We start from the raw sequence: 12,593 nt of genomic DNA on the forward strand, positions 1-12,593 counted from the left end.
CGATTTTAATGACAAATCAAACAATAGATATTCAGCTTCTGAAAGCCCTAAGTGAAGCTGATGGGATAGGCGGGCGGGAAAAAGAAGTGTCTCGTATCGTCAAAGCATATACACAGCCATATGTTGATGACTTGTTCTATGATGCCTTAGGTTCGCTGATCCTCGTCAAAAAAAGCACACAGAAAAATGCACCGAAAGTCATGCTTTCTGCTCACATGGATGAGGTAGGTTTTATGGTAAAAGAAATCACAGATGCGGGCTATCTAAAACTTCTGCCGGTAGGCGGATGGTGGGGACACGTCATGCCGGCACAGGAAATGCGTGTCACCACAGTATCTGGAGAGAAATTTGTGGGCGTCATCGGAAGCCGTGCGCCTCATGGTATGCCGACAGACGAGAAAAACAAAGTCATTCCGGCAAATCGTTTTTACTTAGACCTCGGTGTGGCCTCAGCAGAAGCTGCAAAAGATCTGGGGATTGCCATTGGGGATATGGTCACGCCGCATACGATGTTTCGTGAAATGAATGATCCTGATTTTTTGCTGGGTAAAGCTTGGGATGATCGCGTTTGCGTAGCAGCTTGTATCGAAGTAATGAAAAACTTAGCTTCTTCAGAATTGGCAGTGGATGTTTATTTTGCTGCTACAACTCAAGAAGAAGTCGGTATTCGCGGTGCACGCACGGCCGCACACCAAATCAAACCGGATTTAGCGATCGCATTGGATGTGACGACAGCTGAAGATACCTTGTTTGATCAGGGCGGATTGACATTAGGCGGAGGGACCGTGCTTTCCGTACTTGATTCATTGACGATCGGCAATCCCGGTCTTGTGGCAAAAATGGAAGAACTCGCTTTTGAGCAGCAGCTATCTTTCCGACACGATTTTATGACTGTTGGCGGCACCGATGCCTGCAATATCCATAAAGCAATGAAAGGCATCCCAGCAATGACCCTGTCGATCCCCACCCGCTATATGCATTCTTCCCGCTTGGTGATTCATAAAGAAGATTATCGTCAAACCATTCACTTGCTATGCGCCTTCTTGAATGTACTTTCAGCTTCCGATATTCGTGAATTTAAAGAATCGGCGGGGGTTTTTCCTTCAGGCGATTAGGCAATTAATAGAAGACTGCTGGCGATAGAGGATTCGTCAGCAGTCTTTTTGGTTCATCGATTAGGAATGCAAAAGCAGCGGATTAAGCCAAACTTGGCAATCTGTTGCTTCTTGCTTCTGGAAGATATATGATCAATAAAAGGAGTTGAGAAGATGTACCATACCGCATTTGGAGTATATGGAATTTTGTTTCAAGGCAACTGCTTGGCCGTCATCAAAAAGAAGGCGGGACCTTATCAAAACCGCTATGATTTACCAGGCGGCAGCATGGAGGCAGGTGAATTGCTGGAAGACACGCTGTGCCGAGAATTTAAAGAAGAAACCGGCATGACCGTCACTAGCTATCATCAATTAGGAACAATTAATTTTCTCTATCCTTGGCGATACAAAGAGACAACAATGAACAATCATATCTGTGTTTTTTTTCAAATCGAAGAAACAGCAGGAACACCAATTTCACATGCCCCGCAGTTTGATGGACAAGATTCGTTAGGCTGTGTCTTTTTGCCGCAAGAACAATTTCACGCCGCCAATGCCTCACCGCTAGTGTTGAAGGCTTGTGAGTACGGACGTAAAAAACAATTCATTGAGAAAGGGCAGCGGATTACGGAATGGTCCGTTTTAAGTAAGCCACATGTTCACGAATCTTTATAAATAATTTAGATATTGTTCAATATAACACATTCATTTTTCTTACTGCCTAGGACAGTTTTTTCAAGGAATATTGCGGTGCAAAACGATGAAAACGCTTAATTTAATGGGAGTTTAATAAAACTGTGAAAAAAATCACAAAAACTATTTACAAACGAAAAAAGATGTTGTATGATCTGTATGTGAAGTAGTTAACAAACAAAACATGTTTAAAAACTAGGAGGACATACAATGGCTAAGACATTGGAAAAAGAAGTGACAATCGACGTACAAGCAATGATTGACGATTTAGCAACGAAGGCAAATGTGGCGTTAAAAGAAATGGAAAGCTTTGATCAAGAAAAAGTGGACCACATTGTTCATGAAATGGCAATGGCAGCATTAGACAAACATATGCCTTTAGCTAAAATGGCAGTAGAAGAAACTGGCCGTGGTATCTATGAAGATAAAGCGATCAAAAACATGTACGCTTCAGAATATATTTGGAACAGTATCAAACATGACAAAACAGTCGGCGTGATCAATGAAGACAAACAAAAAGGCTTGATCGAAATCGCTGAACCAGTTGGTGTCGTTTGTGGGGTAACACCAACAACCAACCCAACATCTACGACGATCTTTAAAGCAATGATCGCTTTGAAAACACGTAACCCGATCGTTTTTGCTTTCCACCCATCTGCACAAAAATGTTCAGCAGAAGCTGCACGTATCGTTCGTGATGCAGCCATCGCTGCTGGGGCACCTGAAAACTGTGTGCAATGGATCGAACATCCATCAATCGAAGCGACTGGCTTATTGATGAACCACCCAGGAATTGCGATCGTATTAGCAACTGGTGGCGCTGGCATGGTCAAAGCAGCATACTCAACTGGTAAACCTGCATTAGGTGTTGGACCAGGGAACGTACCTGCATATATCGAAAAAACAGCGAAAGTGAAACGAGCAGTCAATGACTTGATCGTATCAAAAACTTTTGATAACGGAATGATCTGTGCCTCTGAACAAGCAGTGATCGTTGATAAAGAAGTCTATGCCTCTGTGAAAGCAGAATTTGAAGCACATCAAGTCTATGTTGTAAAAGCAAAAGAATTACAAAAACTTGAAGATGCCGTGATGAACGAAGGAAAATATGCCGTAAATCCAGCAATCGTTGGACATTCAGCAATGGAAATTGCGAAATTAGCAGGCATCAACGTACCAGAAGGAACAAAATTATTGATCGCTGAACTTGACGGTGTCGGTGCTGATTACCCACTATCAAGAGAAAAACTTTCTCCAGTTTTAGCAATGATCAAAGCAAACAACACAGAAGACGCGTTCGAAAAATGTGAAGCAATGCTTAATTTAGGCGGATTAGGCCATACAGCGGTGATCCACACTGAAAACGAAGACTTGCAATTAGCATTCGGCCTACGCATGAAAGCTTGCCGTATCTTAGTTAACACACCATCTGCAGAAGGTGGTATCGGAAATATCTACAACGAAATGATTCCATCATTGACACTTGGTTGTGGTTCATACGGGAAAAATTCTGTATCACGAAATGTTTCTGCTGTGAACTTGATCAACGTGAAAACTGTAGCGAAACGGAGAAATAATATGCAATGGTTTAAATTGCCACCAAAAATCTTCTTTGAAAAGAACTCTCTAATGTACTTGGAGAAAATGGAAAACGTTGAACGTGTCATGATCGTTTGTGACCCTGGTATGGTTCAATTCGGCTATTGCGATACGGTTCGTGAAGTACTTGCTCGTCGTAAAAATGACGTGAAAATCGAAGTCTTCTCTGACGTAGAACCAAACCCATCAACAAACACCGTTTACGCTGGAACAAAAATGATGGTTGATTTCAAACCAGATACAGTGATCGCCCTTGGTGGTGGATCAGCAATGGATGCTGCCAAAGGCATGTGGATGTTCTATGAGCACCCAGATACTTCATTCTTCGGCGCGAAACAAAAATTCTTAGATATCCGTAAACGGACATACAAGATCGACAAACCAGAAAAAACGCAATTCGTTTGTATCCCAACAACGTCTGGTACTGGTTCTGAAGTAACACCATTTGCGGTTATCACTGACAGTGAAACACACGTGAAGTACCCATTAGCTGATTACGCATTGACACCAGATGTTGCAATCGTTGACCCTCAATTCGTAATGTCAGTACCTGCTTCTGTTACAGCAGACACTGGAATGGACGTTTTGACTCATGCGATCGAATCTTATGTGTCAGTAATGGCATCTGATTACACTCGTGGATTGAGCTTACAAGCAATCAAGTTAGTCTTTGACTACTTAGAAAAATCAGTGAAAACACCTGATATGGAATCTCGCGAAAAAATGCATAATGCCTCAACAATGGCAGGTATGGCCTTCGCCAATGCATTCCTAGGTATTTGTCACTCTGTAGCTCACAAAATCGGTGGTGAATATGGTATTCCTCACGGACGTACAAATGCGATTCTTTTACCGCACATTATCCGTTACAATGCCAAAGACCCACAAAAACATGCAATGTTCCCTAAATATGACTTCTTCCGTGCCGATACAGATTACGCAGACATTGCGAAATTCTTAGGCCTTAAAGGCAAAACAACGGCTGAATTGGTTGAAGCATTGGCAACAGCTGTTTACGAATTAGGACAATCTGTGGGTATCGACATGAGCTTGAAAGCGCAAGGCGTCACTCAACAAACACTAGATACAACAGTTGATCGCATGGCTGAATTGGCTTACGAAGACCAATGTACAACAGCAAATCCAAAAGAACCACTAATCTCTGAATTGAAACAAATCATCGTTGATGCCTATAACGGCTAAACAATGAATCAAGAACACCCTGCGGTATCTTAGCTGCCGCAGGGTGTTCTTTTGTCGTCTCTTTTTTTGGAAAAGTAAGCCGACAGTTGCCGCTTCCTTGCCCAGATCAGTTAAGAATGCGAAAAATAGCAATTGAACAGGGGGGCATAAAAAAGGAGTGGATTTCTCCACTCCGTAAAAGTCTCGTTTTTTCAGGATGTCACCAAGGCTGCTGCTTTTTTTTTGCTCAAACAGATACGCTCGTTACTTGCTGACGTTTTTCTTCAAGCGTAGCATCTGGAAGCTTTGTTTTTCCAAGACGACACGCAAAATGCCGTCATTCAATTCCGCTGTTTTTCCATTGACGGGCACAACGTTGTTCGGGGTTGCTTCGGTATTGACGGCATGCAAGTCTGGGTGGTGCAAGACTTGATGGGTAGCGATTTGCAATGAATCATATTGACGCAAGTCGCAAGTGAATTCATTGGCATCCTGCAAATCCTTATTTACTAAGAAAAAGGTCAAATAGTCATCTTCGTTTTCGATCGCAATGGCATCCACATAAGAAGCTTTTCCGTGGCTGCTATCGAAATCAGCCCCTCGAAGAATACTATGCAACACGTGACCGCGACCATAGTTGCTGATCATTTTATAGGGATAAAAAATCGTTTGTTTCCAAGCGGCAGTATCGGAAGTCATGATCGGTGCGATCACGTTGACCAGCTGTGCCATGCAGGCGATTTTAACGCGATCTGCGTGATGAAGCATCGTGATCATCATGCTTGCGACGAGTAACGCATCTTCAAAGTGATAGACGTCTTCTAATTGTGGTGGGTGTTGACTCCAAGGTTCAATTTTTTGATCCTGTTCATTTGAGTGATACCAGACGTTCCATTCGTCGAAGGAAATATTGATCGTCTTCTTGCTTCGGCGTTTGGCTTTCACTGCATCACAGATTGCTGCGACTTGACTGATGAACTGATCCATTGCGACATTGCTTGCTAGATAATCTTGGCTATCGCCGTTACGGTTGCCATAATATTGGTGCATGGAAATGTAGTCGACTTGATCGTAACAATGACTTAATACTGTATCTTCCCACATGCCAAAGGTCGGCATCGTGAGAGAAGAACTACCACAAGCGACGGTTTCGATCGTTGGGTCCACCAAACGCATCGCTTTGCCAGCTTCTTCTGCGAGCCGGCCATATTCATCGGCTGTCTTATGTCCTTCTTGCCAAGGACCGTCCATTTCATTGCCTAGACACCAAAGTTTGATGTCATGAGGATCGGCCACCCCATGGGCACGACGGAGGTCACTATAATAGCTGCCGCCTTTTAAATTGGTGTATTCGATCAAGTTTTTCGCTGCTTCGATTCCTCGTGTCCCAAGATTGATCGCCATCATCGGTGCCGTATTGACTTGTTTGGTCCAATCCATAAATTCGTTTAAGCCGAACTGATTGCTTTCGATTACCCGCCAGGCCAAATCGATTTTTGCTGGCCGTTGCTCTTTAGGGCCGACGCTATCTTCCCATTTATACCCAGAGACGAAATTGCCTCCTGGGTAACGGACGATCGGCACATTCAACTGCTTGATCAAGGCAGCGACATCTTGACGAAAGCCTTGCTCATCGGCAAAAGGACTTTCTGGTTGATAGATCCCTTCGTACACACAGCGCCCTAAGTGCTCCACAAAAGAGCCGTAGATCCGTTCGTCGACTGGTGCCAAAATAAAGTGTTTGTCTAAATACATCGTAGTTTTCTTCAATTTTGCAACCCCTTTCTTTTCTTTCATTGTAGCGATAGTCCATGAAAATAAACACTACATTCTGTCTTATTCTATTGACGTTTTGTCCGTTTTCTTTATACTAAAGACAAGTAGGAAGGAGTGAGAAGTTGAACGTAACCTATTCAGGATTTCAAATGCACAATGCTGTTTCCGATCATATTTATCGCCCCTCTGGCTTAAAGCATTATCTTTTCGTGTTGACGTTGTCTCCAATGGTTTTCACTTTTGAAGATGGTCATCAAGAAACTAGTGAAAAAGGTAGCTGCATTCTTTTTCCTCCAACCGTCTATCAAGATTATCGTGGCAAAGAAGATTTTTTTAATAGCTTTGTTGAGTTTCAAACGGATCAGGTGATCGAAGAAACCTATGCGATCCCTTGTAATCAACTGTTCCAGCCGAAAAATATTCAACAAATCAACAAATTGATCCAAAAGATCAATCATGAATCCTTGTTGCCACAACGGCACACGGAAGAATTGATCGCGGCGTATATGACAAACCTATTGGTCTTACTTGAACGCAATTTTGAAGAAAGCATCCCGCAACCACAAAACGAACACTATCAACTGTTTCAAGCGATGCGGTTGAAAATGTTAGTCAATTGCGAACAGCAATGGGATTTTTACCAGTTTAGCCGAGAGCTTTCCATCGGTAAAAGCCAATTCTATAAGCTTTATCAACAATTTTTTCATACAACGCCCAAAGAAGATTTATTGCAAGCTCGGTTTCAAAAGTTTTTTTATTTACGCAGTAACGAAACACTAACGATTCGAGAGGCGGCGTTTCAATCTGGGTTCCAAAACATCAACCATTTTAATCGGCTCTTTGCGAAGCGCTATGGCTGCGCACCGTCAAAGTACCAACAGGAGCAATAGGCAGGTCTGATCGGTAAAAACGCAGAAAAAAGTCCGACGAATTCTTGACGGATGAAAGAGAAAACGGGACAATGTCATTAGGAGGTGGCGTATGGATACAGAAACGATCGTAAGCGAACTTTCTAAACGTTCAAGTGAAATGGAAGCGCTACAAAGAAAATTGAGTCAAAGCCAATTAATGAATAATGAAGCGGCACAAACGTTAATTTTTGACTTAAAGGATTATTTAGATAGCTTAAAGCTCGTAACAGATTTAGTACCGTCAGCGGCCATTACAACAGTGGAAGTTGACCAGTTGTCGTACGTCTTAGGTGAACAAAATCAAAGCATCCAGCAGCTGCTGGTTATTTTGGAAGAAGCCGAAGCAAATGACGACCAGCGCTTTTTCGGCAAAAGTGCGGGAGAAGTGCGGCGGATGATTGGCAGTCTGTCTGGGATCCTGGAACTAAACGGTCTGTTGCTGCAAGACAATCGTGGCTTTCAGCAAGTCGTGAAGGAAACTGGACCGCTTCAGGTGACTGAAACAAAGGAAGTCCCTGAGAAAAAAGGGTTTCTCCAAAAGCTTTTTGGGAAATAAGCACTGATCGTCGATCAAAACATGAATCACTTGTACCCAAAAAACGGCACTTCACAATACGTGAAGCACCGTTTTGTGGTACAAGTATTTTTTTGCTTTTTGCCAATAGAGACGGAGGGATCAGAAGGTACCGACGCTGAAACCTTAGACTGAAATCGAACTTCTGGGGGGACATTCTTCAATCCCGTAAATCAGAAAGGTGTTTTCGGTAGCTTTTCTACTAGCATTTGCCAGTAATTTTTTGCTAGTAGCTAAGCTGAATGGTTTTTCTCTGATCCCCTTGGCTCATTGCTACTTTGTCCGCTGTGATAGTGACATCAAAGGGTGGAATCTGATCAGAAAAGGCATTGCCTAAACACGCAACGAGCCATTCCTGTTGTCCGGCGAGAACGGTTTTGCTTATTTGAGGGATGACTGTTCGACTATAAAGTAGATTCGTGTTGGGTTCTGGCATCAAGAGGGTACCTTCTTGATGCGTCGGGAAGCTTTTGATACCGACACAGCCAACCGAGCTTTGATAAAAGGTGCCTTCTTTGCTAGAAAGCGCAGCACCATCAGCTGGTGCTGCAAAGCTGCCATTGACCAGTTGCAACTTTCGATCCGTTTGAATCCGATGGTAACGTAGATGCCAAGGATACATCGGAATCACAAAGGTTTCGATAACGACCTGCTCGTAGGGGCGCCAGCGACTATAGACGTAGTCATCTTCAATCGCAAAGGCTTCATAACCAAAAGCCGTTTTAAAATCCGTCTGCCCTTCTGAGATCGCCAATGTATTATCATAGGCACCTTGTTTCAGTAAAACGGTTGCTTTCGGTACGCTAAACCCAAACGTTGTCGAATAGACAAACTTTTCGTATTTGGCATTGCCGTGAGCATGTTCGTGGGAATGTTGCCCCGCAGTGAAAGCTTGCAATTCTGTCCCTTCTTGGTTATGCACCAAGAGCATCCGACTATGCGGATTGCGCACCGGTGTGGCAAAGGTTGGCACCTGCTCCTCAAGCGTCCAAAATTCAGCATCCGCTGGGATTGCCAATACACAGAAATTTTTGAAAGCCCAATAAGGCGATCCTGGTGCGTTATAGCCTTCAGCCATATTTAGGTTGGGGTAGGCATAGCCAATACTTAAAAAGCCTTCTTGCGTAAAGATTGGTTGGCGAAACCAGTAACGCATGTTTTGTAACAGTAAATATTTTCCTTCATTTTTTGTGAAGCCTTCATATTCTATATCGGCGAAAGCACCGACAGCAAAGAAACTTGATTGCGCAAACCGATACGTTAGACTACGACCAAAAGGCAATGCCGCACCGGTTTTCGTGAACCACTGCTTAAAGGATTGCGCAAACGTAGCGGCTCTTTGACGATAGCTAAACTGATAAGGGCATTGGGAACGACAAGTAAGAACACTGTAAAGGAGTCCGTAGTATTGCATCCCAAAAGGAATATAATAGTCGATTTGGTTTTCATAGCCATCAAAATACCAGCCGTCTGCTAAGTAATACCTCTCGATCTCTTCTTGATCAGCCAAAAGGGTTGTTTCTAAAAAAGGCAATGCTGCCATTTCAAAGAAGGTATTAACTAAAATCCGAAAGAAGAGCCAATTGGTTTTAGGGATGGTGTGCTGATTGATCTGATTGAGCCAATCAAAGAGATTTGTTTGCTCTCTTGGTGTGAGGCGATCCCAAAAGACGGGTTTGGTAAAAATCAAATAGCTAGCAAGGGCACCCATTTCCACAAACAATTGGTCGTAGTCATGCAGTTTTCCCCAGTACTCCTGAGAGGTCGGGGTGGTGCCTGCAACGATCCCGGCATTGGCTTGTTGAAAAAGTTTTGGGTAACGAAGGCACGCTTCTTCTTGGCTGAACAATGGGCCTAATCCCCAGAGTGTCCGTAAAAAGCCTTCGATGTCACTCTTTTCCTGAGTGTACACCGCTCCTGAATTTCCTAGGTGGACCCTCCCGGGAGTTCCTTGTTGTGCCATACATTCGTATACGGGAGTGACCAGATCAACAAGGGCCTCTTCTAGATCAGTTTTGGTTCGAAGAGGGTTCTTACTTAATGCTTCTTGGAAGTTTCTCATGCAAACAGCTCCTTTTATTTGTTATTTTACTTTATTTAGTAAAATAAAGAAATGGAAACTGTTACATTTCTCGATTTTAAGTAAAAAAATAGTAAAAAATCGCTGGAACCTGTTACATTTTTTTGTCGACATCGCTATAATGGAGAAAATACGAGAGGAGCTACATGCAATGACCCAGATTTCCTTAACGATTTATGACCAAAAGCATCAAGTAAAAAAAGGCAAACGAACACCTGAAAGTGAACCTACCCTTCTTCAAGCGACGGCGGAAGACTTTGTCACGTTGGCATCCCAAGAGTATTGTTACGAGGACGGAGATAAAATCGTTGTCTCGCTCTCACGCAGTGGACAATTTGTGTGGGTCACACTCGATGAAACGCTGGCGACTACTTTGGTGTACATCAAAGGCAACGAGTGGATCTACCCCGTACATCTTAGTGAAAATGCCAAAGAAGCCGCGCCAGAAGGCCGTTTTTCTGGGAAAAGCCATTATTTGAGTGTGCGGGTAGCAACAAAAGAAGAACTAGCGGCTTACCGCAATGTCGCCTTAAACCCTCATGATCAAAAAGAATTCTTGGGTGCCTATCCGCATGCCCATGCCAATGTTGAAACAAGAGATGATGCGACGTTTTTCGCTTGTAACGCTATTGATGGCATTTTTGCCAATACGTCTCATGGCAATTATCCCTATGGCTCATGGGGGATCAATCAACAAGCAGATGCCGCTTTGACGATCGACTTTGGTCATGAGGTCCGCATCGACCAATGTACGCTTACGTTACGGGCGGATTTTCCCCATGATAGCTATTGGCAACAAGTCACGTTGGCGTTTTCCGACGGGAGTCAAGAAATCTTGCAGACGGTCAAAAGCAGCCAGCCTCAACGGTTTTCTTTCCAGCCGCGAACGGTCACTTGGGTGAAATTGCATGAGCTGATCCAAAATGACGATCCCTCACCATTTCCAGCGTTGACCCAAATCGAAGTCTTCGGACGCTCCATTCAGGAGGAAAACGCGTGAATCCAGCAGATGTAAAAGAAGAAATTTTACAGGCGGCACAGGCGTACCTTGACACTGGTGAGATTCCCTATTTGCCTTATCAAGGCTATCAAGAGTATCTCGAATCGGGGAATCGTGTTGCCTTCGAATCCCATTATTTTGCCCGTCGACGGATGTTGGTGGTTTTAGGACTTGCTTATGAAATGGAGCGTAAGGCAGCGATCAAAGTGCTGTTGGAGCAAGTGATTTGGGAAATCTGCAATGAATATACATGGTGTCTGCCAGCGCATCTGCCGATTGTCGATGGCCAGTTTTCTTCGCAAGCGCGCCACACAGTCGATCTTTTTGCAGCTGAAACTGGGCAATCCTTAGCAGAGTTGTTTATGTTGGTTGGGGGAGACCTTTCACCAGTCATCACAGAACGAGTGTTGTATGAGATCGATCAACGGCTTTTTTTACCCTTCGAGGAGCAAACCTGGGAGTGGGAGACAAAAGAGAACAATTGGTCCGCAGTTATTGGTGGCTGTCTTGGAATGACGGCGCTCTATGTATTGCCGAAAAAAAGCAAGCGACAATTGCGGATGATCAAACGATTGGATACTGCAATGCAAAGCTATCTCAACAGCTTTGGCGAAGATGGTGCTTGTGTAGAAGGCGTCGGTTACTGGGCGTATGGGTTTGGTTATTTTCTGTATTATGCACAATTGTTGGCAGAAGTATTGCAAGAAGACACCTACCTAAAGCAGCCTAAAACCAGAAAAATTGCCGCTTTTCCTTACTACACGATGATTTCTCCAGGGCATTACATTCCTTTTTCTGATTATTCGGCGATCGAACTGCCTAGTGGCTTGGTCAGTTATTGCTACGAGCATTTGGGCGTGGTGGTTCCCCAATTATCGGGGGTCAGTCCGTTAGATTTTGATCCTTGCTACCGGTTTGCCCACAGCTATCGAAATTTGTATTGGCATAACGAAGCGATCACACGAGAAACGAATGCCTCGTTTCATCACTATTTTGAACAAGCGCAGTGGTTCATGGCAAAAGATGTGCAGGAGAATCTCTTTTTTGCTGCCAAAGGGGGGAGCAATCAAGAAAGCCACAATCATCTTGATGTCGGTCATTTTGTCTTAGGAACGACGGAGGAGTTGTTTCTGACGGACCTTGGTGCAGGGGAGTACACCAAAGAGTATTTTGACGAGAACACGCGCTATCACTACTTTCCCGCAGCCGCAATCAGTCATTCGCTGCCAATCATCAACCAGCATACCCAACGCGTAACAGCCGAGGAAGCAACGGTGCTGCAGGTCAATGACCAGCAATTTGACTTAGAGCTCAGTGCGTTCTATCCGAAAGCAGCGGTCACTGAATACCAGCGGCGCTTCGTTATCTCGCAGCAACAAGTAACGATCGAAGACCATTTTGTCTTTGACGAGCACCAAGCAAAGAATCTGGTGGTGGAAAACTTTATTACGAACATACCACCAATGGTGCAAGATAAGACCGTTCAACTGATGACAAAAAAAGCACGCTGTGTTCTTGGTTTTACCAGTGATAAGATCCAAATACAGCCAGTCACTTATCAAGATCACCATGGTGTACAGGCACAAGCGTATTTGATTCAAGCCGAATACGCGCTTGAGCAGACAGGGGAAATCAAAACGACCATTAAAATAAAAAAAGGGTGAGAAGGATGCGGTGCTTCCTT

9 protein-coding genes are annotated in these 12,593 nt (G+C 43.9%); 7 read left to right on the top strand and 2 right to left on the bottom strand.

Annotated features, from left to right (window positions below; all coding sequences use genetic code 11):
- Nucleotides 1-8 precede the first annotated feature (8 nt).
- From A5878_RS02615 to adhE, 3 genes are all read left to right on the top strand, one after another.
- Entirely contained in the window at nucleotides 9-1,115 is a 1,107-nt protein-coding gene (locus A5878_RS02615) for a M42 family metallopeptidase (protein ID WP_010748752.1), read from the top strand.
- A 153-nt stretch (nucleotides 1,116-1,268) separates the two neighbouring features.
- The gene (locus A5878_RS02620; RefSeq protein WP_086294512.1) at nucleotides 1,269-1,769 is read left to right on the top strand and encodes an NUDIX hydrolase; all 501 of its coding nucleotides are present in this window, start codon (nucleotides 1,269-1,271) and stop codon (nucleotides 1,767-1,769) included.
- 228 nt (nucleotides 1,770-1,997) lie between these two features.
- Entirely contained in the window at nucleotides 1,998-4,589 is a 2,592-nt protein-coding gene (adhE, locus tag A5878_RS02625; RefSeq protein WP_086294513.1) for a bifunctional acetaldehyde-CoA/alcohol dehydrogenase, read from the top strand.
- Between the two features lie 243 nt (nucleotides 4,590-4,832).
- Here adhE and A5878_RS02630 read toward each other — a convergent pair whose 3' ends face one another.
- On the bottom strand, nucleotides 4,833-6,365 hold the full coding sequence (locus A5878_RS02630; RefSeq protein WP_086294514.1) for an alpha-N-arabinofuranosidase: 1,533 nt from the start codon (nucleotides 6,363-6,365) through the stop codon (nucleotides 4,833-4,835).
- Nucleotides 6,366-6,466: 101 nt separating this feature from the next.
- Between A5878_RS02630 and A5878_RS02635 the strand changes: the two genes are divergently transcribed.
- Nucleotides 6,467-7,234, top strand: a complete 768-nt coding sequence (locus A5878_RS02635) for an AraC family transcriptional regulator (RefSeq protein ID WP_010748756.1) — start codon at nucleotides 6,467-6,469, stop codon at nucleotides 7,232-7,234.
- A 91-nt stretch (nucleotides 7,235-7,325) separates the two neighbouring features.
- Nucleotides 7,326-7,811: a hypothetical protein gene (locus tag A5878_RS02640; protein ID WP_086294515.1), complete on the top strand. Its 486-nt coding sequence runs from the start codon at nucleotides 7,326-7,328 to the stop codon at nucleotides 7,809-7,811.
- A gap of 244 nt (nucleotides 7,812-8,055) precedes the next feature.
- Here A5878_RS02640 and A5878_RS02645 read toward each other — a convergent pair whose 3' ends face one another.
- Nucleotides 8,056-9,891, bottom strand: coding sequence for a DUF2264 domain-containing protein (locus A5878_RS02645; RefSeq protein WP_086294516.1), 1,836 nt, complete (start codon nucleotides 9,889-9,891; stop codon nucleotides 8,056-8,058).
- A gap of 169 nt (nucleotides 9,892-10,060) precedes the next feature.
- On the opposite strand from A5878_RS02645, the gene A5878_RS02650 reads away from it, so the two are divergent.
- Together A5878_RS02650 and A5878_RS02655 are read left to right on the top strand one after the other, a co-directional pair.
- The gene (locus tag A5878_RS02650) at nucleotides 10,061-10,909 is read left to right on the top strand and encodes a hypothetical protein (RefSeq protein WP_179190614.1); all 849 of its coding nucleotides are present in this window, start codon (nucleotides 10,061-10,063) and stop codon (nucleotides 10,907-10,909) included.
- Nucleotides 10,906-12,573: a heparinase II/III family protein gene (locus tag A5878_RS02655; RefSeq protein WP_086294518.1), complete on the top strand. Its 1,668-nt coding sequence runs from the start codon at nucleotides 10,906-10,908 to the stop codon at nucleotides 12,571-12,573. Before A5878_RS02650 ends, A5878_RS02655 begins: the two co-directional genes overlap by 4 nt.
- Nucleotides 12,574-12,593 lie beyond the last annotated feature (20 nt).

This window comes from Enterococcus sp. 3G6_DIV0642, assembly GCF_002140635.1.
GTDB classification, from domain to species: domain Bacteria; phylum Bacillota; class Bacilli; order Lactobacillales; family Enterococcaceae; genus Enterococcus_D; species Enterococcus_D casseliflavus.